This window comes from Roseateles flavus (assembly GCF_039872765.1).
Taxonomy (GTDB): domain Bacteria; phylum Pseudomonadota; class Gammaproteobacteria; order Burkholderiales; family Burkholderiaceae_C; genus Roseateles_B; species Roseateles_B flavus.
In genome coordinates this window covers 109,509-131,388 of sequence record NZ_JBDPZC010000013.1, presented here as the reverse complement: position 1 = coordinate 131,388, position 21,880 = coordinate 109,509, and the positions used below count along the sequence as shown (strand labels likewise).

The window sequence follows — 21,880 nt, the reverse complement described above, 5'->3', positions numbered from 1 at the left end:
GGGCCAGGCCCTGTCCGGATCCGGACACGGGCTGGCCGCCTCGCCGGCCGGGCTGGTATGGTCGCGCCCATGCTGACGAACCCGGCCCGCCTGCTCGTGCTCGATGACGACCCCGACGTCGGCGTGGCCGCGCGCCTGCTGCTGCAGCGCCGCTTCGGAGAGGTGCGCTGCCTGCACCGCCCGGCCGAGCTGGACGCGGCGCTGGCGCAATGGCGGCCGGACCTGCTGCTGCTGGACATGAACTTCCTGCCCGGTCACAGCGACGGCGCGCAAGGCCTGACCCTCCTGCAGCAGCTGCGCCAGCGTCCCGGCGCGCCCCAGGTGATCGTGATGACGGCCCATGCCGGCGTGGAGCTGGCGGTGCAGGCCCTCAAGGCGGGCGCGCTGGACTTCATCACCAAGCCCTGGGACCACCCGCGCCTGCTGGCCGCGGTGGCCGCCGCCCTGGCCTTGCGCCAGCCGGCCGCCGAGGCGCTGGACGATGAGCCGGCCAGCGCCTTGCTCGGGCAGTCGCCGCCCATGCAGGAGCTGCGTCGCCTGATCGCCGCCGTGGCCGCCACGGACGCCCACGTGCTGGTGCTGGGCGAGATGGGCGCGGGCAAGGAGCTGGTGGCGCGCGAGCTGCATGCGCGCTCGAAGCGCAGCGGCGGGCCCCTGCTGGCGGTGGATCTCGGTTCCCTGCCCGACACCCTGCTGGAGAGCGAGCTCTTCGGCCACCGCCGTGGCAGCTACACCGACGCACGCCACGACCGCCCGGGCCGCTTCCTGGCGGCGGCCGGCGGCACCCTGCTGCTGGACGAGATCGGCAACCTCTCCATGGCCGGCCAGGCCCGCCTGCTGGCGGTGCTGGAGCGGCGCGAGTTCACGCCGCTGGGTGCCGATGCGCCCCTGCCGCTGCAAGCCCGCATCATCAGCGCGACCAATCTGGACGAGACGGCGCTCTTCGACCCCCAGCGCTTCCGCCCCGACCTGCTGTACCGCCTCAACACCATCGTGCTGCGTGTGCCGCCGCTGCGCGCACGGCGCGAGGACATCCCCCAGCTGGCTACGCATTTCCTGGCCCGCTATGCCGCCGAGCACGGCCGCGCGCCCCGGCCGCTGGCGGCGGCGGCCCTGCAGGCGCTGCAGGCGCATGACTGGCCTGGCAATGTGCGCGACCTGCGCCAGGCCTGCGAGCGCGCCGTGATCCTGGCGCCGGGGCCGCAGTTCGAGCCCGGCGACTTCCAGCTGCAGGCCCGGGCCGCCACGCCTGCGATGGCCCCGGGCCTGACCCTGGCCGAGCGCGAACGCGCCGCACTGGACGAGGCCCTGCGCGAGGCCCAGGGCAATATCAGTGAGGCGGCGCGGCGCCTGGGCGTTTCGCGCGCGGCGCTGTACCGCCGGCTGGAAAAGCATGGACTCTGAAGGCCCGGACCTCGACGCCTTGATGCGCCGCACCGCCTGGCGGCTGCTGCCCCTGCTCGCGCTGGCGCTGGCCGCCGCCTGGGTGTGGGGCTGGGCGTGGGGTTGGGCGGACGGCCAGCGGGCCCGCGTGGTGGCGGCGCTGGGCCTGCTGCTGGTGCTGGCCCTCATGTGGGGTCAGGTCTTGCCTCTGTGGCGTGAAGCCCGTGCACTGGGCCGGCGAGGCCGGGCCGGCGAGGGCGCCGAGGCCGTCCTGCGGCACCGCGAACGCGCCGCAGCGCTGAGCGAGTCCCTGCTGGACCAGGCGCCCGTCGCCCTGTGGCTGTGCCAGGCGGGCGGGCAGCCCGAGGCCCTGAACGGTGCCGCGCGGCGCTGGCTGGCGCCCGGCGGTGCACGCGACGCGGCAGCCCTGCTGGACCAGCTGCGCGAGCAGGCCGAGCCCGCCAGCCGCCAGCGCAGCTGGCTGCGCGTGGACGCCGAACGTGGCGAGGAGCGCTGCCTGCTGGCTTCGCGGCCCTGGGTGCGCGAAGGCCGGCCGGGCTGGCTGCTGGCCCTGCTGCCGCTGGAGTCGGCGCTGGAGGCCGAGACGCTGCGCGCCTGGCGCCAGCTGGTGCAGGTGCTGACGCACGAGATCATGAACTCGCTGACCCCCATCGCCTCGCTGGCGCGCAGCGCGCAGGAGCTGCAGGCGGAGGCGGGCGCGCCGGTTGGCGAGGACGCCGCCGACCTGGCCGTGGCGCTGGAGGCCATCGCGCGCCGTGCCGAGGCCCTGTCCCGCTTCGTGGCCGACTACCGCCACATCAGCGACTGGCCGGCGCCCCGCCTGGAGCCCGTGCCCCTGCAGGCCCTGTTCGAGCGCCTGGCAGCGCTGCAGTCTGCGCGCTGGCAGGCCCGCGGCGGGGCGCTGCACTTCGAGCTCGACTCACCGGGCCTGCTGCTGCAGGCGGACGCGGGCCAGCTGGAGCAGGCCCTGCTGAACCTGCTGCGCAATGCCGAGCAGGCCACGCAGGCGGTGGCGCAGCCCCAGGCCTGGGTGCAGGCGCGGCTGGGCCGCGGCGGGCGCCTGAGCCTGGAGGTGCGGGATAACGGCCCCGGCGTGCCGCCCGGCCTGGAGCGGGACATCTTCCTGCCCTTCTTCAGCACCCGTGAGCGCGAGCCCGGCAGCGGCGCGCGCGGCATCGGCCTGGCGGTGGTGCGCCAGCTGGTGCACGGCATGGGCGGCAGCGTGCGCCTGCAGCGCCGCGCGGAGGGCGGGGCCTGCTTCGTGCTGAGCTTCTGAAGCGGCGGCTGGCGACCCTCAGGCCAGGCATTGGCGGATGAAGCCGGCCACGTCGGCGATCTCCTCCATGCTGACCTCATGGCCCATGGGGTAGCCGTGCCATTGCACGGCAAAGCCCAGGCGCTCCAGCTCGGCCCTGCTGGCCAGGCCGCGGGCGGGCGGCACGACCTCGTCGCTGTCCCCATGGGCCAGGAACAGGGGCACGTCGGCATTGGCCGCGTGGCGCTCGGCTTCGGTCGTGCCAGCCAGGGGCAGATAGCCCGAGAGCGCCACCAGCCCCGCCAGGCGCTGGGCATGGCGCAGGCCGGTCATCAGGGTCATGGCGGCGCCCTGCGAGAAGCCCATCAGCACGATGCGAGACGCCGGGATGCCGCGCTCGACCTCCTGTGCGATCAGGGCCTCGATCTCGCGCTGCGACTCACGCAGGCCGCGTTCGTCCTCCACCCGCTGCCCGCTGGCGTCCAGGCCGATGTCGTACCAGGCCGGCATGCGGTAGCCGCCATTGATGGACACCGGCCGGTCCGGCGCCTGGGGCAGCAGCACCCGCAGTCCGCCGACGCTGCGCAGGTCCATGGCCTGGCAGACAGGCACGAAGTCGTCGCCGCTGGCGCCCAGGCCGTGCAGCACGATGAGGCTGGCACGGGGCTCGGCCTGGGTCTGGAGTTCGATGGTGTCGAGCATGGCGGGGGGCCGGCGGGAACCGGACGTGGCGGGGCATGAAGGGCGTGCGGCAGTCGCGCCGTCACGCCATCATCCCATGCGCAGGCCGCTACCATGCGGCGCTGACCCGCACCGACCGACACCAGGACAGACAGGACGACGAGATGCTGCATCGAATGGGGAGCGCCAGCGTGCGCATGGGAATCCGCGCCGGGCTGGCCGGGCTGATGCTGGGCCTGGGCGCCTGCGCCGCACTGGGCCCGGGGACGGGCGGGGCGCCCGGTCGTCCCGCGCAGGGCCCGGACAGCCTGGCCATGGAATGCCCTTCGGAGTTCCGCTACGAGCTGCCCCTGCCCGCCGGCGCGGGCCTGGACGCGCTGCAGGCCCATGCAGCCCAGCGCCTGCAGGCCCTGGGCTTGCGGGTGAACTGGGACGGCCCCTGGGCGCATGCGCAGGCCCAGCAGTTCAGCCCCCAGGCCGCTGATCTGGCCCGCCTGCGCCGCCTGCTGGCCGTGGTGCTGCCGGCCCTGGAGCGCTACCAGCCCGGCTTCTTCCAGCGTGCCGGACTGCAGGAGGTGGGCCTGGTCAAGGACCTGGTCGTGGGCGACACCCAGATGCGCCTGGCCATGCCGGCACCGGACCGCTCGGCCGTGGTCTATGCCGACAATGGCAACCCGCTGTGCGCCGCCGGCATGGAGCTGCGGGTGCACCACGAGCTCTACCACCTGGTCGAGGAGCGGCTCTTCGGCGACTTCTACTACCGCGACCCCGCCTGGCTGGCCCTCAATCCCGAGGGCCTGGACTACGGCCAGGGCGGCGCGACGGCCTATGGCGGCGTCTTCCACAACCTGGGGCACCCGGCGCCCGGCCTGGTCAGCCGCTATGCGCAGTACGGTCCCGAGGAGGACAAGGCCGAGGTCTTCGGCTGGCTGATGACGCCGGGCTACGCCGGCCGGGTCAAGGCCTGGTCCGAGCAAGACCTGACCCTCGCGGCCAAGCGCCGCTTCATGATGGCCCTGGTGCACCGGCTCAGCGCCGGCACCATGAGCGAGAGCTTCTTCGAGACCCTGGCGCGGCAGCAGCCGGCGCAGGCGGCCCACTGACGGGGCCGCCGCGGCGGCTGACGGCGCTCAACGCGTCTGCAGCGGCTGCTGCGGCGGCGCCGTCGGGTCCTCGATCACCGGCGGCCGTTCAGGGGACTTCACGCCGGCCGGCCTGAACAGCGGCATCACGTCGCGCTTGCCGCGCTCCAGATAGGGCACGGGCTGGTCCATCCAGGCAGGGCGGGGCGCGTTCAGCAGGTGGTGGTCGAAGAATTCGCCCATGTGCACGGTGAAGTGCTTGAGGGCGTCGCGGTCCCGCAGGCCGTGCTTCTCGCCGTTGTAGTTGAACCAGTAGGCCTCCTTGCCCAGGCGGCGCAGGGCGGTGAAGAACTCGATGGCCTGGTAGTAGGGCACGGCATCGTCCTCGTCGTTGTGCACGGTGAGGTAGGGCGTGGTGACGCGGTCGATGCGGAAGATGGGCGAGTTCTCCACGTACAGATCGGGCCGCTGCCAGGGCGTGGCGCCGATGCGGCTCTGCTGCTGCTCGTACTGGAAGGCCCGGCTCTTGCCCGTGCCCCAGCGGATGCCGCCGTAGCCGCTGACCATATTGGCCATCGACGCACCGGCCTCCGCGGCGCGGAACATCGTCGTGCGCGTCAGCAGGTAGTTGATCTGGTAGGCGCCCCAGCTGTGGCCCTGGATGCCGATGCGCTTCTCGTCCACGTAGCCCTGCTTCACCAGCTGCTGGATGGCGGGAATCACCGTGTCCATCGCACTCTGGCCCGGATGGCCGATGGTGTAGACGATGTCCGGCCGCAGCACCAGGTAGCCATTGCTGACGTAGCGGCTGACGTTGATGTTCTGCCCCGGTGCCGGCGGCACGTAGCGGTGCAGGTTGTCCGTCATCTTCTCGTAGATGTAGACCATCAGCGGGTACTTCTTCTTCGGGTCGAAGTCATCGGGCCTGGCCAGCAGGGCGCGCAGCTTGCGGCCCTTGGCCGAGGTGTAGCCGAGGATCTCCTGCGTGCCCCAGCGCAGCTCGGCCTGCTGCGGGTTGGCGTCGGACAGGCGCTGGGGCTGGCCCTGCTGCCCCAGCGGGCCCTGGCTGAGCCAGAGGTCAGGGAAAGTGCGGAAGTCCTGGGCGGTGTGCAGCCAGACCTCGGCATTGCGTGCCTTCACCAGTCCCCCCAACAGCTGCGGCTTGTGCAGCAGGCGCTCGGGCGCGGCGCCGGTGGCCGGGTCCAGGCGGTAGAAGGCGGTGGACTTGTCCTGCTCGTCGGTGCCCAGCAGGATCCAGGGGCCGGCGGGCAGGGGCTTGTGATGCCGCTCTTCGCGGTCGGCGGCGTCCTCGTCCACGCGCTGCAGACGCAGCTGGATCCGGGGCTGGGCCAGGCCGCCCGTCAGGCGCCGGGCCTGCAGGCTCTCGGGGTCCACGGACCAGAGGTGGTATTGCGCATTGAGCACCACGGCGCGGTCCTCGTCCATCCAGCCGACCTGGCCGTAGGCGCCGGCGGGCTCGACGACGTCGCGCTCCACGTTCTCGAAGTGCTCGCCCTTGATGGCCGCCGTCAGGGCGCGCTCGCTGCCGTCGCGCGTGCGCCAGGCCATCCACTGTTTGCGCTCGGGCAGAAAGGCCGTCACATAGCGGCCGCCGGGCGAGAGCAGGGGCATGCCGCGCAGCTTGCGGGCCAGCAGGCGCGTGCTGCCGTCCTGCAGGTTCACGGCGTAGGCGTCGCGGTACAGATCGTCCCAGGACTGCAGGGCGCGGTAGGGCAGCTCGTCGAAGCCCAGAGCGAAGTCGGCGTTGTCATTGACCACGACTTCGGGCAGCTCGGGCGTGGCCAGCTGCACGAAGCGCGGGCCGGCCGGCTCGCCCAGGTGGATGACGGCGCGGTAGCTGCGCAGCTTCTCCTTTTCGGCGCGGACCTTCTGCATGGACTGCAGCTCGGGGTCCTTCCAGTGCCAGAGGTCCACCTTCAGCGGCTCGGGTGCGTCCTTCGCCGCTTCCTTGGGCAGGGCGGCGGTGCCCAGGAAGAGGCGCTGGCCATCCTTGCTGAAGCGCAGGCTGGCATGCTCGCTGGGCGCATAGCCCTCGCGCAGGCCCGGGCTGCCGGCGGCCAGCAGCTCCACGGCGTCGGGCTTGCCGGCGGCCTGCCAGAGGTAGAGCTTGAAGGGCGTGGCGGGGGGCTTGGCCTCGTCCTTGCCGGCGTCCTTGGTGTCCCTGGCTTCGGGATGCTGGCTGAGGTGATCGCGGTTGCTGACGAAGGCCAGCTGCTGCCCCGCCTCGTCGAACTGCAGCTGCTTGTACACGCCGGCGCCGCCCAGCAGCAGCCGGGGGGCGCCACCTTCGGCGGGCAGCAGGTAGGCGCCGTCGCGCGTGGGCGCAGCCGGCTTGGTGTCCTTGCTGTCCTTGGCGGGGGCCGTGCTGACCGCAAAGGCCAGCCAGCGGCCGTCACGGCTCCAGGCGAAGCCGCTGACGTCCTCCAGGCGCTGGCGCTGGCCGTCCGCCGGATTCACCAGCAGCAGCGGGCTGCCCGTTTCCTTCTTCTTGCCGGCTTCGGCGCTGGCATGGCTGGCGCCGAAGAAACCGTGCTCGTTGGGCGCCGTCTGGTCGCTGTCCTCCGTGACCTGATCGGTCCTGGCGCCGCTGCCGGCCGCCTTTTTGTCGGGCTGCTTGTCGAGTTTGGCGGGGGGCTCCAGCCACAGTGCCAGACGGGTGCCGCCGTCCTCGGCGAAGGCGAAGCGCTTGACGCGGTCCACAGTCTCGAACTGGCCGCTGGCCAGGTCCATCCAGCCGGCGCCCGGCTTGGGGGCGTCGTCGCCCTTCTTCTTGTCCTTCCTGGCCTGGTCCTGCGCGGCGCGCGTGGGGGCCTGGGCGAAGGCGAGGAAGCGGCCGTCGGCGCTGAACTGCGGCTGCAGGCCGCGTGGCACGCGCCATTCCTGGCCGTCCGCCAGGCGCCGCACCACCAGCTCGCCATCACTCTCCTGGCCCACGAGGGCATAGGCGGCGAAGCGGCCGTCCCGCGAGAGGGCGGCGCCCTGCACGCTGCGCCAGTGGGCGTAGTCGCTGTGGACGATGGCCCGCCGGGCAACGCTGGCAGCGGCCTGGGTGGCGGGAGCGGTCGAGGGCGAGGGTGACGGTGAGGCGGCCGCGCCAGCCACTGCGGCCAGGACAGGGCTGAGGCTGAAGGCGCCCGCCATCAGCAGGCTGTGGGCAATGAGGGCGGGGCGATGGAGCAGAACTGGCATGGTGTCGAGGGTGCGAGGCGCAGGGAGCGCTTGAAAGAGACAGGCCTGCGCTGCGGCAGGCCGTGAAGAGGCGGTGTGGTGCAGGCAATGCCGGCCGGCAGGCCCGCGCAGCAGCTCAGCCGGGGGGCTGGCTGTAGAGCTTGCTGATGCCCTGCACCAGCTGCATGGGCCCGAAGGGCTTGGCGATGAAGAGGTCGGCGCCCGAGGCCTCGAACTCCGCGCGCAGGTCCTCGAAGGGGCGGGCGCTGACGATGATCACCTTGGGGGTCGGGCGCGCCTCGGGCATCTGCTTGATCAGGCGGCAGGCCTCAAGGCCGCTCATGCCGCCCGGCAGCATGACATCCATCAAGACCAGCTCGGGGCCGTCGTGGCGGACCCGTTCCAGCGCCTCGGCCGCCGTGCCGGCCTCGCTGATGCTGAAGCTCTGCGCGAGCTCCAGCGTCATGCGCAGCAGCTCGCGGATCTCGTGCTGGTCATCGACGATCAGTATCTTTTTCATGGTGGCATTCCGGGGCGTTGACGAACGCTAGCCCAGCGCCCGGGCACTGGCAAGCCCGGCGGGCAAGGTGGGCGCTGCAGGGGCGAGGAGAGCGTGAAGAAGTCCGTGCCCCGGTGCGCGCTCAGTGCTCCGCGAGCCAGAAGAAGACGGCGGTCAGGCGCTTGTCCTCGAGGGCCTCGCCGAAATAGCGGGTCGCGCTGTGGACCAGGGCGGCCTTGTAGACCAGCAGGCGGTTGAAGCGGTTGTCCACGCGGCACTCCTCGTACCAGGCCTGTGGCGGCAGGCTGCGCACATTGAGGGCGTCGACCAGGTTCTTGTGCGGCGCGCCCACCAGGTTGCCGCCCATGGCGCCGTTGGGATAGCGCAGGCGGTAGAAGCTGGTGCCACTGGCGGCCGGCGGATCGGGATGCAGGTAGAGCACGGCGGCGTAGGTGCAGAGGTCGCGGCGGTCGGTGTGGGGGCGGGCGCCGCATTCCTTCTCGCCCACCAGCTGCGCGACGTTGAAGTCCAGGGTGGCGCCGTTGGGCGCGGTGCCCACCCACAGGCGCCGGGCGCCGGTGAGCTCGCGCACGCGGCTTTCGATCTGGGCCAGCTCGGCAGCGTCCAGCGCGCCATGGAAGCGCATGCCCGGCCAGCTCTCCTTTGCATGCGGGAAGCCGTAGTGCCAGCCCTGGTGGCGCAGGCAGCGCTCGCGGATCCCGGCGGCATTGGGGAGGATGTCATCGCAGACCCAGTAGTTGCGGCCCTGCTCCAGGCCGTCGTCGGCCAGACGCGGAGCGGTGGGAGGAATGGGCGGCAGGACCGTGCCGGGCGGAGGCATGGGAATCATGGGAGGGGACCGGGCGGAGAAGGCTGGCAGCCTAGCACCCGGCCGCCGCCTTGACGCCTGGGGACTTCACCGCTTGCGGCGCTGCCGGGCCAGGGCCGGGCGCGGCAACAAGCTGCGAGCGAGCGTGTGCAGATGTTGCGCCGATGCCCCGGGCGCCGGCCAGCCCCGCACAATGCGCCGCCTGTCACGACACGAATTGCCCCGCCCATGCCCGTCCTTCAGCGCCCGACCCTTGCCGCCTCCTGCCTGCTGGGCGCCGCCCTGCTGCTGCAGGCCTGCGGGGGTGGAGGCTCCGCCAGCGCGCCGGCGCCGAGCCCTGCGCCCGCACCTGCGCCCACACCCACACCCACACCCACGCCTACGCCTACGCCTACGCCTACGCCTACGCCTACGCCTACGCCTACGCCCACGCCCACGCCTACGCCTACGCCGATCCCCTCGCCAACCCCCACCCCCGCACCCGGCCCCACCGCTGCCGATTGCGGCCTGCCCGACTTCCAGGCCACTGCGCTGCGCCTGGTGAATGAGCAGCGCCAGCGCGGGGCCGTGTGCGGCAGCCAGGCCATGCCGCCGGTCACGGCCCTGCGCTGGAGCGCCGCCCTCACCGACGCCGCCCGCCGCCATTCGCAGGACATGGTGAGCCACAACTTCTTCGACCACACCGGCTCGGACGGCAGCAATGCCGGCCAGCGCATCAGTGAGGCGGGCTATCGCTGGACGTCCTGGGGCGAGAACATCGCCGCCGGCCAGCCCACGGTGGAATCGGTGGTGCAGGCCTGGATGGGCAGCGAGGGCCACTGCCGCAACCTCATGAACGCCCGCTTCAAGGACATGGGCCTGGCCTGCCTGCGCGCCAACGGCGGCACGGGCCGCCTGACCTGGACGCAGGACTTCGCCTCGCCCTGAGTTCCAGCCGGCCGCCGAGCCTGCGCAGGACTCAGGCCAGCGCCAGCCCCATCACGCCCAGGGCGATGCAGGCCGCGCCCAGCAGGCGCAGCAGGCGGTCGCCCTCGCCCAGCAGGCTGCCGCCGGCCAGGGCCGCGAACAGCATGGACAGCTCGCGTGCCGGCGCCACATGGCTCAGCGGGGCGATGCGCATGGCGTACAGCACCATCACATAGCTCGCGGGGCTCAGGACGGCGATGGCCAGGCCGGCCTTCCACAGCCGGCGCCAGGCCGCCTTGAAAGCCGCCGGGTCGCGCAGGGCCACCGGCAGCATCATCGGGACGCGCAGCACGTTGGCGACGTAGTCCAGCACGATGGGCGAGATCATCAGCACCTTGACCGAATAGCCGTCCAGCAGGGTGTAGCCGGCAATGCAGACCCCGGTCAGCGCACCCCAGCGCAGGCCGCGCAGCGTGCGCTCGCGGCGCGCGGCGTCATGGGCCTGGCGCCACAGGGCCGGGCCGCCGGCGATCAGGAAGACGCCGCCCACCACCATCAGCGCGCCCAGGCCGCCGGCCAGGCTGAGCCGCTCGCCCAGCACCAGCACGGCGCCGGCCGTGCTCAGCAGGGGGCCGCTGCCGCGTGCCACGGGGTAGACGACGGTGAGGTCCGAGACCTGGTAGCCATGCAGCAGGCAGCGGAAATAGACCAGGTGCAGCACGGTGCTGGCGACCAGGGCGGCCCACTCCACCCGACCCAGCGTCGGCAGCGTGTCCCAGCCCTGCCAGACGGCCAGCGGCGCCCAGACCACGCTGACCAGGATCGCGCTGATCAGCACCAGCTCGCTGCCTCCGCCCTGGCGCTTGGCGACCAGGTTCCAGAGGGCATGGCACAGGGCGGCGGCCAGGACGAGCAGCAGGGCAAGGGTGGACATCGGCGGGCAGGGCGGGCGGCAGGGGCTTCACCGTGACGGGCCGAAGGGCCCACGGTGGCGACCGCGCAGTATGCCCGCCAGCCTGCGCCTGGCGATCGCGGCCGCGCGATCTGTGCGCCGCGCCTGCCCCCCTCGCGGCTGCGCCTCAGATCTCGTAGCCCGCCACCAGGCTGGCCAGGGTGTCATTGCAGCTGCGGCGGGCCAGCTTGTCGTAGCCCTCGGGCGTCAGGTGGATCTCGTTCTGCCAGTCGCCGCTGCGGCCGGTGCTGCCGGCCTCCGCGGGCTGGCTGACGCCGCGCGTGTCCAGCACCACGAAGTTGCCGATGCAGTTCTGCACGGTGTGAGTGAGGAAGCTGTGGTTCCAGTCCACCAGGATGCGCATGATCGGCGCCCAGGCCTCGGCGGGAATCTGGAAGGTCTGCAGGCTGGGCGCGCACCAGGGCCCGGCCAGCCCGCCGGCGGCGTAGGCGAAGCGCGGGACCATGTAATCGTAGACATGGGTGACCATGGGGGCCTGGGGGTTGGCGCACTGGTCGCGCAGGGCGTCCAGCTCGGTGTAGGCCTGCAGCAGCTCGGCGCAGAGATGGCTCCAGCCATGCTCCGAGACATAGCGCAGCGGCCCGAAGTGCTCCGGCAGCCACTCGGCCTGTGAGCGCAGCAGGCGCTGGCTGAGGTCGGTGCCCGGGCCGCGGCGCAGCCAGGCGATCATGTCGTTGCCGCCGCCCGAGAGCAGCAGCGCGCCCCAGCGGGGCATGCCGCGCAAGGTCATGGCCAGGTGGAACTTGGCATAGCGCTGCGGATCGGGGTAGTCCTTGAGCTTCTGCCCCGGCATGGCGTAGTTGACGATGCCGGCGTCACGGCCGAACTGGAAGAAGTCCAGCAGGGAGCGCGTCTTGGTCGGGAAGAAGTCCCCGAAGGAAAACCAGGAATCCCCGTGGGCGATGAGCGGCACCTGCCCCATGAAGAGCGTGGGGTCGTTCATCAGCTGCTGGTGCGAATAGAGACGGGTCTGGGCCATGGCGCTCTCCTCAGTGAAGCAAGGTTGAGCGGGCAGTGTTTCGCCGCTGTGAAGGCTGAGCATCCCACTTTTTATGGATGAATAGGGGCTTTGCGCGGGGTTTTCATCCCGTCAACCTGTACGGCTTGAGGATGCGGGCGCGGGCTTGAAGCGCTAGCAGGCTGGGTCACAATGGCGCGATGAAACCGTCCGACCTCCTTTCTTCGCTGCTGCCGCCGGCCGCCAGGCCCGGTGATCTGCTGAGTGCCGTGGACAGCCCGGCCCTGCTGCTGGATCTGGACGCCTTCGAGCGCAATGTGCGGCAGATGCAGGCCGCGGCCGACTCCGCCGGCCTGGCCCTGCGTCCGCATGCCAAGGCGCACAAGTGCGTGGCCATCGCCCAGGCCCAGATGCGGGCGGGCGCGGTGGGCATCTGCTGCCAGAAGGTCAGCGAGGCCATCCCCTTCGTGGCGGCGGGCATTCCGGACATCCTCGTGAGCAACGAGCTCATCGGCGAGGCCAAGGCCCGGCTGCTGGCCGCGCTGGCCGGCCATGCGCGCATGAGCGTCTGCGTGGACCACGAACAGCAGGTGGAGCAGCTGGCCCAGGCCTGCGAGCAGGCCGGCAGTCGGCTGGAGCTGCTGGTCGAGATCAATATCGGCCAGGACCGCTGCGGCGTGGCCGACGCGCCGGCGGTGCTGCGCCTGGTCGAGGTGATCGCGCAGTACGCCGGCCAGCTGCGCTTCAAGGGCCTGCAGGCCTACCAGGGCGGCCTGCAGCATGTGCGCGGCGCGGAGGTCCGCCGCGAGGCCGTGCTGCGCGCCACCGAGCGCGCCCGCCTCGTGGTGCGGGACCTGCTGGACGAGGGCATTGCCTGCGAGACCGTCACCGGCGGCGGCACCGGCAGCGCCGCCTTCGACCTGGGCCTGGGGCTCTACACCGAGCTGCAGCCCGGCTCCTATGTCTTCATGGATGCGGACTACGGCCGCAACGAGACGGCCGACGACGGCCTGCGCTTCGAGCACAGCCTGCTGCTGGCCAGCCGGGTGATGAGCGAGGGCACCGGCGACCGCGCGGTGCTGGATGCCGGGCTCAAGTCCCTGTCTGCCGAGTCGGGCATGCCCTGGGTCTGGGAGGCCGGCAGCCCCAGCGAGCGCTGGGACTATGTCTCGGCCAATGACGAGCACGGCATCCTGCAGTGCCGCACGCCCGGCGGCGCCAAGCCGCGCCTGGGCGAGCAGGTCCTGCTGGTGCCGGGTCACTGCGACCCCACGCTGAACCTGCACGATGCGATCGTCGCGCACCGTGCGGGCCGCGTCGAGGCGGTCTGGGCCATCGAGGCCCGGGGACTCAGCCGCTGACGTCCCGGCGACCGGCCCGCCAGGCCGCGCGGTAGGCCTCCAGGCGCTCTGGGGCGAGCCCGCGCACCAGGCACACGGCGGACGCGCCCGCACGGGCGGCCGCCTCGACCTGCTCCGGCGCCAGCACGCCTCCGATCGCCACCACTGGCCGCCCGGCCATGCGCGCCCACCAGGCCAGCTGGCTCAGACCCTGAGCCAGCCAGGGCATGCGCTTGGTCGTCGTCGCCCAGACGGGGCCGCAGGCGATGTAGGCGGGCGCCAGGCCGCGGGCCCGGGCCAGCTCCCACAGGCTGTGGCTGGAGAGGCCCAGGGCGGCACCGCTGTCCAGGATGTGCAGGCGCTGGGCGGCGTCCAGGCAGGCCCAGTCTTCCTGGCCCAGGTGGATGCCGCCGGCTCCCAGCTCGAGGGCCAGCTGCCAGTGGTCGTTGACCCAGAAGCGGGTGCCGGGGTGGCCGCGCATGCACTGCACGGCGGCGGCGATGCGCCGGCGCAGCGCGGCGCTGTCGTCGTCCGGTGCGGTCTTGCTGCGCAGCTGCAGATGCGCGAGGCCGGCGCCCGCCACCGCGGCCAGCCCTTGCTCGTCGTCCACGATGCCGTAGAGCCCTTTGCCCATGTCCGCTGCACCGGCCGTGCCCGAGAGCACGGCCGTCCAGCGCGCCAGCGTGGTGGCGTCGGGTCGGGTCTCGTCGCCGAAGCCCATCACAGGCAGGGCCTCGGGGCTGTGGATGAAGTCCGGCGTCGGGCGCAGCGGGCCGGGGCCCGCGCCGGCGGCATGGCCCTGGCGCAGGCCGTGCCAGCTGCACATCTTGGCCAGTACCAGGGCGTCGCCCACCGGGAAGCCGCGGGCCAGGGCAGCCGCGGCGGCGCTGGCGAAGGTGCAGCCGCTGCCATGGTGATGCAGCGGCGCCTGCCGCAGGCGGGGCAGGGCCAGCCAGCCGCGCAGGGCGGGGCTGCTGCCCTGGCCCTGGTCGGGCAGGTCCAGCCAGTCCAGGGCCAGGTCTTGCGCACCGGGCACGGGCAGGGCGTCGTCGCCGCCGGTGATGCACACGCCGGCCTGCGGGGCCAGGTGATGGCGCAGCGCGGCGGCAAGCGCGGGCACGTCCAGGCCGGCGCGCGCCTCGGCGCCGGGCAGGTGCTGCAGCAGCCGCAGGGCCTCGCGGCGGTTGGGGGTGATCAGCGTGGCGGCGGGCAGCAGGCGTTCGCGACAGGCCTGCAGCAGGGCCTCGTCGCAGAAGGCCGCCCCGCCGGCGCTGGCGCCCAGCACCGGGTCGACGACCAGGTCCACGCGCCGGCCCTGCGCACGCAGCTGGGCCAGCACCTCCAGCAGGGCCTCGACGGCGTCCACGCTGCCCAGCAGGCCGGTCTTGATCACCCGCGGGGTCAGGTCTTGCCTCAGCGCGGCGAGCTGCGCGCGGATCTGGGCGCCCGGCAGCGCGTGCACGGCCTCCACGCCCAGGGAGTTCTGCGCGGTGACCGCGGCCACCACGGGGCACAGGTGCACGCCCAGCGCGGCCGCCGCACGGGCGTCAGCGCTGAGGCCGGCGGCGCCGCCGCTGTCATGGCCGGCGACGCTCCAGATGACGGGAGGCGCAGGGGCCTCATGCCAGGCGGGCAGTCGTTCCAGGGCGGGGTCCGGTGCCTCGAACCAGGGCGAGGGCAGGCAGGGGTGGGGCAGGGCGGAGGGCAGGGTTTGTGCCATGGATGTCATCCGAGCAGGAAGGCGTGGTCGCCCACCGGCGTGCTGGCCACGGCGAAGTCCTGCGGCGCCATCAGCCCGGCGCGCCAGGCCGACCGGCCGGCGCTGACGGCGTCGCGGAAGGCCGCGGCCATGCGCACCGGGTCGCGGGCCTGGGCCACGGCCGAGTTCAGCAGCACGGCGTCGAAGCCCAGCTCCAGCGCCTCGGCCGCATGAGAAGGCGCGCCCAGGCCGGCGTCGACGATCAGCACGGCGTCCGGCAGTCGCTCGCGCAGCGTGCGCAGGCCATGGCGGTGCAGCAGGCCCTGGCCCGAGCCGATGGGCGCGCCCCAGGGCATGAGCACCTCGCAGCCGGCGTCCAGCAGGCGGCGGCACAGCACCAGGTCCTCGGTGCAGTAGGGGAAGACGGTGAAGCCCTGGCGGACCAGCTGCTCGGCGGCGCTGAGCAGCTCGAAGGGGTCGGGCTGCAGGGTGTGCTCGTCGCCCGTCACCTCCAGCTTGATCCAGGCGGTGCCGTAGACCTCGCGGGCCATCTGGGCCAGCGTGACCGCCTCGCGCGCGCTGCGGCAGCCGGCGGTGTTGGGCAGCAGGTGGCCGCCCTGGGCCTGGATGGCCTGCAGGGCCAGGGCCACGGCGCCGTTGTCGCCCGCGCCCTGCAGGCTGCGCTTGAGCCCGACCGTGAGCACCTGGCTTTGCGAGGCACGGATGGCCTCGCCCAGCACCTGCGGGCTGGGATAGCCCGCAGAGCCGATGAAGAAGCGGCTGCGCAGGGCGCGGCCGTCGATGTGGAGCAGATCGTCCATGGGCATGTCCTCAACCGCCCACGATGGGGCGGAACAGCAGGATCTGGTCGCCCGCCTCCAGGGCGTGCACGGCACGCGCCTCGCGCGGGACGTGCTGGCCGTTGACGGCGGTCGCCACGGCCTCGGGCGACTGGCCCAGCAGGCTCAGGAGCTGGGCCAGGCTGCAGCCTTCGGGAACGTCCATGGCCTGGCCGTCCAGGTGCACGCGCAGGCTGCTGGGCACGGTGGTGGCGTAGTGGTCGATGCGGGGACTTTTGGCAGTGTTCATGGCATGTGCGGCAGCGCGCCGAGGCCGCTGCCCTTGAGCAGTTGGTCGACCAGCGCGGGCGCCAGCAGCCAGCCGTGGCGGTACAGGCCGTTGAGGCGCAGCAGGCCGGGCTCGTGGTGCAGGTGGGGCTGGTGGTCGGGGAAGGCGGGGCGCAGGTTGCGGTCCAGGCGCACGATGCGGGCCTCGGCCAGTTGCGGCATCACGCTGTGGGCTGCGGCCATCAGCTCGACGGCGCTTTGCAGGCTCACCGGGCTGCGGTCCTCGCTCTCGACCTCGGTCGCGCCGATCAGCAGCTGGTCGGCGGTGCGTGGCACAAGGTAGACGCGGTGGCGCGGATGCAGCAGGCGCACGGCCCGCGTCAGGCCGTGGCCCGCGGCGTCCAGGGCGATGACCTCGCCGCGCACGCCGCGCAGCGCCGGCAGCTGGGCCTGGGCACCCAGGCCGCGGCAGTCGATGACCCAGTCTGCATCGATGCGGCTGTCGTCCAGCTGCAGCCAGCCGGGCTCGCAGCGGGCCACGGGCTGCGACCAGTGCCAGGCGCAATCGGGGGCATCGGCGTGCAGCGCGGCCATGGCCTCCAGCGGATGGACCAGACCCTCGCCTGGCAGCAGCCAGGCCAGCAGGCCCGGGCTGCGCCGCAGGGCGGGCTCCAGCGCGGCCAGGGCCTGGGGCTCCAGCGGCTGGGGCTGCGGGAAGGCCTCCAGGCCGGGCTGCTGCAGGCGACCCAGCACCCGCTGCGCGGCGCCGACGTCGCTGCGCTGGGCCAGCAACAGGCTGCCGTTCAGCTGCAGGCCCACCGGCTGGCGCGAGGCCAGCTGGCGAACGACGGCAGGCCACAGCGCCAGGGAGCGCCAGCCCGCCGCCGCGATGGCCGGCTCGGCCTTTTCCAACTCGGCCAGCGGGCTCAGCATGCCGGCCGCGGTGAAGGCTGCCGCACCCTGGCCGTCGAACAGGGGCTCGGGGCCGGGTCTTGCGTCGAAGACCTGCACGCGGTGGCCGGCCCGGGCCAGGGCCCAGGCGAAGAGGCGCCCGGCCAGGCCGGCGCCCGCGATGGCGATGGTGGCGCTCATGCGTGCTCCCGGTGCGGCCTCAGGCCTTCTGGATGGGGATGTAGAGCTCGCCGCCCTGGGCCTTGAACTCCTCGCTCTTGGCCTGCATGCCGGCCTCCTGCTCCAGCTTGGCCGAGTAGTCGCGCACGTCCTGCGTGATCTTCATGGAGCAGAACTTGGGGCCGCACATGGAGCAGAAGTGGGCGACCTTGGCGCTGTCCTTGGGCAGGGTCTCGTCATGGAACTCGCGCGCCGTCTCGGGGTCCAGGCCCAGGTTGAACTGGTCCTCCCAGCGGAACTCGAAGCGGGCCTTGGAGAGCGCATCGTCGCGGGCCCGCGCGCCGGGGTGGCCCTTGGCGATGTCGGCCGCGTGGGCGGCGATCCTGTAGGCCATCAGGCCCTGCTTGACGTCCTCGCGGTCGGGCAGGCCCAGGTGCTCCTTGGGCGTTACGTAGCACAGCATGGCGCAGCCGAACCAGCCGATCATCGCGGCGCCGATGCCGCTGGTGATGTGGTCGTAGCCTGGGGCGATGTCAGTGGTCAGCGGGCCCAGGGTGTAGAAGGGCGCTTCATCGCAGTGCTTGAGCTGCTCGGTCATGTTGGCCTGGATCATGTGCATGGGCACATGGCCGGGGCCTTCGATCATGGTCTGAACCTCGTGCTTCCAGGCGATCTTGGTCAGCTCGCCCAGGGTGCGCAGCTCGGCGAACTGGGCCTCGTCATTGGCGTCCGCCAGCGAGCCGGGGCGAAGGCCGTCGCCCAGCGAGAAGCTGACGTCGTAGGCTTTCATGATTTCGCAGATCTCCTCGAAGTGCGTGTAGAGGAAGTTCTCGCGGTGATGCGCGATGCACCACTTGGCCAGGATGGAGCCCCCGCGCGAGACGATGCCCGTGCGGCGCTTGACCGTCATCGGCACGAAGGGCAGGCGCACGCCGGCATGGATGGTGAAGTAGTCCACCCCTTGCTCGGCCTGCTCGATCAGCGTGTCGCGGAAGAGCTCCCAGGTCAGCTCCTCGGCCACGCCGCCGACCTTCTCCAGCGCCTGGTAGATCGGCACGGTGCCGATGGGCACGGGGCTGTTGCGGATGATCCAGTCGCGGGTGGTGTGGATGTTGCGGCCGGTGCTGAGGTCCATGACCGTGTCCGCGCCCCAGCGCGTGGCCCAGACCAGCTTCTCGACCTCTTCCTCGATGGAGGAGCTGACCGCCGAGTTGCCGATGTTGGCGTTGACCTTCACCAGGAAGTTGCGGCCGATGATCATCGGCTCCAGCTCCGGGTGGTTGATGTTGGCGGGGATGATGGCGCGGCCGCGGGCGATCTCGTCGCGCACGAATTCCGGCGTGATGACGTCCGGAATGCTGGCCCCGAAGGGGTTGCCGGCCAGGCGCTGCTGGCGCTCGGCGTCAGCCTCGTACTCGCGCATCCATTCGAGGCGCTGGTTCTCGCGGATGGCCACGAATTCCATCTCGGGCGTGATGAGGCCGCGGCGCGCGTAGTGCATCTGGCTGACATTGGCGCCCGCCTTGGCCCGGCGCGGCTGACGCTGCAGCCCGGCGCTGAGCTCGCGCAGGCGCAGCTGCTGTTCCTGGTCGCGCAGGCCGTCGTCGATCAGCTGGAGGGGGCGGCCCTCATAGGCCTGCGTGTCTCCGCGGGCCTCGACCCAGGCTGCGCGCGGCGTGGGCAGGCCTTTCTTGACGTCGATGGCAGCGCCGGGATCGGTGTAGGGGCCGGAGGGGTCGTAGACGCTGATGCGCTCGCCATTGGTCAGCGCGATCTCGCGCAGCGGCACGCGCAGGTCCGGATGGAGCTGGCCTGGCAGGTGGATCTTGCGCGAGGCCGGCAGGGGCTCGCGCGTGAGTTGCAGGGACTGGCTCAGGGATTGAGCCAGGGGGCTGTCGGCGTCCAGGCCGGGGTCGGTGATGCTGTTCATGCACGGTCTCCAGGTGAGGTCCGGAGGCCGAGCAGGACGGGTCGGGGCGCGAGGGCGCCAGCGAGGCGTTCAGGGGGTGGGGCCATGGATGCCGCGGTACGCCATCGAGGGTGGATGGCGGCCCTGGGTCCAGGGCCCGCAGCCCCGGCAGGAAGCACGGGCTGGCAGGCTCTTCTTACGCCGGTACGAACCGGATCAAGTTCAGCGGGTCCATGGCTTCCACCACGTCTCAGCCCGACGCCAAAGCCATCGCCTTGGCGCATCAGGGCTCCCCGGAGCAAGCCGCGAGTATAGAAGCAAGCGTGCGATCTGCACGCCGGCTCGGGGGAATCCCGCAGTGCCGCTTGCAGACCGGTGCGAGACACTTGTTACCGAAAGTCATAGGCGCTAGAGACCGCCTGCTTTGTTGAATCAGAACAGCGGACGCACCCACAGAGGTGCCGCCGTTCGTGGGATGGCACGACGCCGTGCCAGGGGTCTTAGGGTTGCAATGAGCATGTCCACCAAGCTGTATTCCGCCACCGCGTTGGCGCTGGCCTGCCAGTTGCTGTTCAGCGTTCCTGCGTCTGCCCAGACGGCCGAGCCGGCCGGCAAGGCGGGGTCCGCCTCGGGCATCAGCGATTCCGACCGTGCCAAGCGGGACGCCGACAAGGTCCTGCAATGGATCAAGTTCCACGCCACGCATTCCGCCAAGCCTGAGGCGCCGGCCCCGGCGCCCAAGCCGGCGCCGGCCGCCAAGGCGCCGGCACCCAAGCCCGCCGTCGCCACGGCGCCAGCCCCGACGCCTGCCGCCGCGGCGCCGACCGCGCAGGCGGCAGCCTCCGTGCCCGCCCCGGCGGCCAGCCAGGAACAGCAGCTCGCTGCCGGCCGTGAGCCCGAGGCTCCGGCGCCCAAGCCCGAGCTGGTGGCCGCAGCCCCGGCCACGCCGCCTGCACCGCCGGCCACCGAGCCCACCCGCGCCGCGCCGGCGCCCGAGCCGGAGGAAGAGGTGGCCCTGCGCCTGATCCAGAAGGTCGACCCCGACATCCCCCGCCAGCTGGCCAGCAACATCCGCAGTGGCTCGGTGATGGTGCGCTTCCAGGTCAAGCCGGATGGCACGACCACCAAGGTCGAGAGCCTGGGCAACGCCAACAAGCGCCTGGCCTCCAGCGCCATCGCGGCGGTCCAGCAATGGAAGTTCGCGCCCATCCCCAAGCAGCGCGAAGCCACGGTGGAGATCGGCTTCAAGCTGGACTGAACCGGCCCGGCCGGCGCCTCAGCCGGCCACCGCCTTGGGGCAGCGGCTGAGCACCTCCACCATGGCGTCCAGGAAGGCCCGGGTGCGCAGCGGCATCAGGCGGCGCTCCGGGAAGACGGCCCAGCAGGGCACCGGCGGCAGCTCCCAGTCGGGCAGTACCCGCACCAGTTCGCCCCGGTCCACGAAGGGCTGCGCAAAATGCGAGCCCACGGCGGTGATGCCCACGTCGGCGCAGGCCATGCGCAGCAGCATGTCGGGCGCGTTGACCAGGGTCTTGAGCTGCGGCAGGCCTTCCCAGTGCTCCCGCGTCGGCTCCTCGCCTCGGCGCAGCTTCCAGGGCTGGGCGTCGCCATGGCGGCTGAGGATCATCAGCCCGTGCATGCTGCTGAGCGCCTCGGGCAGCTGCGGCTCGCCATGCAGCGCCAGGTAGCCCGGCGAGGCATAGAGCCCGGTGCCGATGAGGGCCAGGCGCCGCGCGGCCAGCTGCGAGTCTTCGGGCAGCGCGCCCATGCGGATGGCCAGGTCGAAGCCCTCGGCGATCAGGTCCACGCGGCGGGGTGAGAGGTCCAGCTCCAGCTGCACCTCGGGGTTGTCGCGCACGAAGCGGGCGAGCATGTCGGGCAGGGCCTGCTGGGCGAAGTCCCCGGGCATGGACACCTTGAGCCGCCCGCGCGGCCGTTGCTGGCGGTGCAGGGCCAGCGCCAGCGCGCCGTCGACCTCCGAGGCCACCACCCGCGCATGCTCCAGCACGCCCTGGCCGAACTCGGTGAGCGCCAGCCGCCGGGTGGAGCGCTGCAGCAGCTTCTCCCCCAGGCGCTCTTCCAGTGCAGCCATGCGGCGCGACACCGTGGACTTGGGCAGATGCAGGCGCTCCGCCGCCCGGCTGAAGCTGCCGGCCTCCATCACGCGGGCGAAGAGCAGCAGGTCGTCGGCTTCCAGGCTCATGGGGATTGTTCCTTTGGTGGAACAATCTTATCCATTTGCTGGTCTTCTGGTGCTGCGGTGCGATCAATAAAGTTCAGCCATGCCATCAACACGCCGCGCCGCGGCGACCAAGGAGCCCGGTATGAACATTCTGCAAATCAACACCAGCGCCCGCCGCCTGCAAGACAACGGCCAGGGCTCCCACTCCACCCGCCTGGCCAATGAGCTGGTCGCCGCCCTGCGCGAACGCCAGCCCGCCGCCCAGCTGGACGTGCTGGACCTGGGCCAGCAGTCCCTGCCCGAGCTCGACGAAGCCACCCTCCAGGCCCTGTTCACCCCGGCCGAGCAGCGCAGCGAGGCCCAGGCCGCCCGCGTGGCCCAGGACATGGCCCTGATCGAGCAGGTCAAGGCCCAGGACGTGCTGGTGCTGGCCGTGCCCATGATCAACTTCGGCATCCCCACGCAGCTGAAGCACTGGATCGACGCCATCGCCAAGGCCGGCGTCACCTTCCGCTACACCGCCAACGGCCCCGAGGGCCTGCTGTCGGGCAAGAAGGTCTACATCGTGCTGACCCGCGGCGGCATCTACCGCGACCAGCCGGCCGACACCATGGTTCCCTACCTGAAGACCGTGCTGGGCTTTCTGGGCATGACGGACCTGCACTTCATCTATGCCGAGGGCCTGGCCATGGGCCCGGACGCCGAGGCCCGCGGCCTGGCTGGCGCCCGTGAGCAGATCGCCGCCCTGTTCCAGGCGGAGGCCCAGCCTGCCTGAGGGTAAGTCCTGGCCTGCGGAGGCGGTCTGCTGACCCGGGGCATGTCACCATCGCGCGCAT

19 protein-coding genes and 1 riboswitch are annotated in these 21,880 nt (G+C 72.2%); of the genes, 7 read left to right on the top strand and 12 right to left on the bottom strand.

Going from position 1 to position 21,880, the window contains the following annotated elements:
- The first annotated feature begins 69 nt into the window (after positions 1 to 69).
- Together ABDJ40_RS21755 and ABDJ40_RS21750 are read left to right on the top strand one after the other, a co-directional pair.
- The gene (locus tag ABDJ40_RS21755; RefSeq protein ID WP_347612822.1) at positions 70 to 1,404 is read left to right on the top strand and encodes a sigma-54-dependent transcriptional regulator; all 1,335 of its coding nucleotides are present in this window, start codon (positions 70 to 72) and stop codon (positions 1,402 to 1,404) included.
- Entirely contained in the window at positions 1,394 to 2,680 is a 1,287-nt protein-coding gene (locus tag ABDJ40_RS21750) for a sensor histidine kinase (RefSeq protein ID WP_347612820.1), read from the top strand. Before ABDJ40_RS21755 ends, ABDJ40_RS21750 begins: the two co-directional genes overlap by 11 nt.
- 18 nt (positions 2,681 to 2,698) lie before the next feature.
- Here ABDJ40_RS21750 and ABDJ40_RS21745 read toward each other — a convergent pair whose 3' ends face one another.
- Positions 2,699 to 3,361, bottom strand: coding sequence for an alpha/beta hydrolase (locus ABDJ40_RS21745; protein WP_347612818.1), 663 nt, complete (start codon positions 3,359 to 3,361; stop codon positions 2,699 to 2,701).
- A 170-nt stretch (positions 3,362 to 3,531) separates the two neighbouring features.
- On the opposite strand from ABDJ40_RS21745, the gene ABDJ40_RS21740 reads away from it, so the two are divergent.
- A complete protein-coding gene (locus ABDJ40_RS21740) occupies positions 3,532 to 4,443 on the top strand; it encodes a hypothetical protein (RefSeq protein WP_347612816.1) in 912 nt (303 codons plus the stop codon).
- Positions 4,444 to 4,470: 27 nt separating this feature from the next.
- Here ABDJ40_RS21740 and ABDJ40_RS21735 read toward each other — a convergent pair whose 3' ends face one another.
- From ABDJ40_RS21735 to ABDJ40_RS21725, 3 genes are all read right to left on the bottom strand, one after another.
- Positions 4,471 to 7,632: a S9 family peptidase gene (locus ABDJ40_RS21735; RefSeq protein WP_347612814.1), complete on the bottom strand. Its 3,162-nt coding sequence runs from the start codon at positions 7,630 to 7,632 to the stop codon at positions 4,471 to 4,473.
- Positions 7,633 to 7,747: 115 nt separating this feature from the next.
- Positions 7,748 to 8,131: a response regulator gene (locus tag ABDJ40_RS21730; RefSeq protein ID WP_347612813.1), complete on the bottom strand. Its 384-nt coding sequence runs from the start codon at positions 8,129 to 8,131 to the stop codon at positions 7,748 to 7,750.
- Positions 8,132 to 8,252: 121 nt separating this feature from the next.
- Positions 8,253 to 8,960, bottom strand: coding sequence for a DUF6445 family protein (locus tag ABDJ40_RS21725; RefSeq protein WP_347612811.1), 708 nt, complete (start codon positions 8,958 to 8,960; stop codon positions 8,253 to 8,255).
- A 519-nt stretch (positions 8,961 to 9,479) separates the two neighbouring features.
- On the opposite strand from ABDJ40_RS21725, the gene ABDJ40_RS21720 reads away from it, so the two are divergent.
- On the top strand, positions 9,480 to 9,866 hold the full coding sequence (locus ABDJ40_RS21720) for a CAP domain-containing protein (RefSeq protein WP_347612810.1): 387 nt from the start codon (positions 9,480 to 9,482) through the stop codon (positions 9,864 to 9,866).
- A gap of 31 nt (positions 9,867 to 9,897) precedes the next feature.
- On the opposite strand, the gene ABDJ40_RS21715 is transcribed toward ABDJ40_RS21720, so the two are convergent.
- Together ABDJ40_RS21715 and ABDJ40_RS21710 are read right to left on the bottom strand one after the other, a co-directional pair.
- Positions 9,898 to 10,779, bottom strand: coding sequence for an EamA family transporter (locus ABDJ40_RS21715; protein ID WP_347612809.1), 882 nt, complete (start codon positions 10,777 to 10,779; stop codon positions 9,898 to 9,900).
- Positions 10,780 to 10,924: 145 nt separating this feature from the next.
- The gene (locus ABDJ40_RS21710; RefSeq protein WP_347612807.1) at positions 10,925 to 11,797 is read right to left on the bottom strand and encodes a hypothetical protein; all 873 of its coding nucleotides are present in this window, start codon (positions 11,795 to 11,797) and stop codon (positions 10,925 to 10,927) included.
- A gap of 179 nt (positions 11,798 to 11,976) precedes the next feature.
- Here ABDJ40_RS21710 and ABDJ40_RS21705 point away from each other — a divergent pair, with 179 nt between their 5' ends.
- Positions 11,977 to 13,137, top strand: coding sequence for a DSD1 family PLP-dependent enzyme (locus ABDJ40_RS21705; RefSeq protein WP_347612805.1), 1,161 nt, complete (start codon positions 11,977 to 11,979; stop codon positions 13,135 to 13,137).
- Here ABDJ40_RS21705 and ABDJ40_RS21700 read toward each other — a convergent pair.
- The 5 genes from ABDJ40_RS21700 to thiC are packed head-to-tail and all read right to left on the bottom strand — an operon-like array spanning position 13,127 to position 18,883.
- The gene (locus ABDJ40_RS21700; RefSeq protein ID WP_347612802.1) at positions 13,127 to 14,836 is read right to left on the bottom strand and encodes a bifunctional hydroxymethylpyrimidine kinase/phosphomethylpyrimidine kinase; all 1,710 of its coding nucleotides are present in this window, start codon (positions 14,834 to 14,836) and stop codon (positions 13,127 to 13,129) included. The genes ABDJ40_RS21705 and ABDJ40_RS21700 overlap by 11 nt on opposite strands.
- A gap of 5 nt (positions 14,837 to 14,841) precedes the next feature.
- Entirely contained in the window at positions 14,842 to 15,642 is an 801-nt protein-coding gene (locus ABDJ40_RS21695; protein ID WP_430765670.1) for a thiazole synthase, read from the bottom strand.
- 4 nt (positions 15,643 to 15,646) lie between these two features.
- On the bottom strand, positions 15,647 to 15,904 hold the full coding sequence (gene thiS / locus ABDJ40_RS21690; RefSeq protein WP_347612800.1) for a sulfur carrier protein ThiS: 258 nt from the start codon (positions 15,902 to 15,904) through the stop codon (positions 15,647 to 15,649).
- On the bottom strand, positions 15,901 to 16,974 hold the full coding sequence (locus tag ABDJ40_RS21685; RefSeq protein ID WP_347612798.1) for an FAD-dependent oxidoreductase: 1,074 nt from the start codon (positions 16,972 to 16,974) through the stop codon (positions 15,901 to 15,903). The genes thiS and ABDJ40_RS21685 overlap by 4 nt, the downstream gene beginning before the upstream one ends.
- A 19-nt stretch (positions 16,975 to 16,993) precedes the next feature.
- Complete coding sequence (gene thiC / locus ABDJ40_RS21680; protein ID WP_347612796.1) at positions 16,994 to 18,883, bottom strand: phosphomethylpyrimidine synthase ThiC; 1,890 nt, start codon at positions 18,881 to 18,883, stop codon at positions 16,994 to 16,996.
- Between the two features lie 155 nt (positions 18,884 to 19,038).
- A riboswitch (TPP riboswitch) is annotated at positions 19,039 to 19,168 on the bottom strand.
- Between the two features lie 211 nt (positions 19,169 to 19,379).
- On the opposite strand from thiC, the gene ABDJ40_RS21675 reads away from it, so the two are divergent.
- Positions 19,380 to 20,120, top strand: a complete 741-nt coding sequence (locus ABDJ40_RS21675; RefSeq protein ID WP_347612794.1) for an energy transducer TonB — start codon at positions 19,380 to 19,382, stop codon at positions 20,118 to 20,120.
- 18 nt (positions 20,121 to 20,138) lie between these two features.
- Here the strand turns inward: ABDJ40_RS21675 and ABDJ40_RS21670 are convergent, their stop codons facing one another.
- On the bottom strand, positions 20,139 to 21,065 hold the full coding sequence (locus ABDJ40_RS21670; protein WP_347612792.1) for a LysR family transcriptional regulator: 927 nt from the start codon (positions 21,063 to 21,065) through the stop codon (positions 20,139 to 20,141).
- 121 nt (positions 21,066 to 21,186) lie between these two features.
- Between ABDJ40_RS21670 and ABDJ40_RS21665 the strand changes: the two genes are divergently transcribed.
- Entirely contained in the window at positions 21,187 to 21,819 is a 633-nt protein-coding gene (locus tag ABDJ40_RS21665; RefSeq protein WP_347612791.1) for an FMN-dependent NADH-azoreductase, read from the top strand.
- Positions 21,820 to 21,880: the final 61 nt, after the last annotated feature.

Excerpts from the sequence above, each read along its gene's own strand:
- ABDJ40_RS21730 (WP_347612813.1), bottom strand. The coding sequence starts at position 8,131 with ATGAAAAAGATACTGATCGTCGATGACCAGCACGAGATCCGCGAGCTG.
- thiC (WP_347612796.1), bottom strand. The coding sequence starts at position 18,883 with ATGAACAGCATCACCGACCCCGGCCTGGACGCCGACAGCCCCCTGGCT.
- ABDJ40_RS21750 (WP_347612820.1), top strand. The coding sequence starts at position 1,394 with ATGGACTCTGAAGGCCCGGACCTCGACGCCTTGATGCGCCGCACCGCC.
- ABDJ40_RS21685 (WP_347612798.1), bottom strand. The coding sequence starts at position 16,974 with ATGAGCGCCACCATCGCCATCGCGGGCGCCGGCCTGGCCGGGCGCCTC.
- ABDJ40_RS21715 (WP_347612809.1), bottom strand. The coding sequence starts at position 10,779 with ATGTCCACCCTTGCCCTGCTGCTCGTCCTGGCCGCCGCCCTGTGCCAT.
- ABDJ40_RS21700 (WP_347612802.1), bottom strand. The coding sequence starts at position 14,836 with ATGGCACAAACCCTGCCCTCCGCCCTGCCCCACCCCTGCCTGCCCTCG.
- ABDJ40_RS21695 (WP_430765670.1), bottom strand. The coding sequence starts at position 15,642 with ATGCCCATGGACGATCTGCTCCACATCGACGGCCGCGCCCTGCGCAGC.
- ABDJ40_RS21745 (WP_347612818.1), bottom strand. The coding sequence starts at position 3,361 with ATGCTCGACACCATCGAACTCCAGACCCAGGCCGAGCCCCGTGCCAGC.
- ABDJ40_RS21675 (WP_347612794.1), top strand. The coding sequence starts at position 19,380 with ATGTCCACCAAGCTGTATTCCGCCACCGCGTTGGCGCTGGCCTGCCAG.
- ABDJ40_RS21710 (WP_347612807.1), bottom strand. The coding sequence starts at position 11,797 with ATGGCCCAGACCCGTCTCTATTCGCACCAGCAGCTGATGAACGACCCC.
- ABDJ40_RS21755 (WP_347612822.1), top strand. The coding sequence starts at position 70 with ATGCTGACGAACCCGGCCCGCCTGCTCGTGCTCGATGACGACCCCGAC.
- ABDJ40_RS21725 (WP_347612811.1), bottom strand. The coding sequence starts at position 8,960 with ATGATTCCCATGCCTCCGCCCGGCACGGTCCTGCCGCCCATTCCTCCC.
- ABDJ40_RS21705 (WP_347612805.1), top strand. The coding sequence starts at position 11,977 with ATGAAACCGTCCGACCTCCTTTCTTCGCTGCTGCCGCCGGCCGCCAGG.
- thiS (WP_347612800.1), bottom strand. The coding sequence starts at position 15,904 with ATGAACACTGCCAAAAGTCCCCGCATCGACCACTACGCCACCACCGTG.
- ABDJ40_RS21735 (WP_347612814.1), bottom strand. The coding sequence starts at position 7,632 with ATGCCAGTTCTGCTCCATCGCCCCGCCCTCATTGCCCACAGCCTGCTG.
- ABDJ40_RS21665 (WP_347612791.1), top strand. The coding sequence starts at position 21,187 with ATGAACATTCTGCAAATCAACACCAGCGCCCGCCGCCTGCAAGACAAC.
- ABDJ40_RS21670 (WP_347612792.1), bottom strand. The coding sequence starts at position 21,065 with ATGAGCCTGGAAGCCGACGACCTGCTGCTCTTCGCCCGCGTGATGGAG.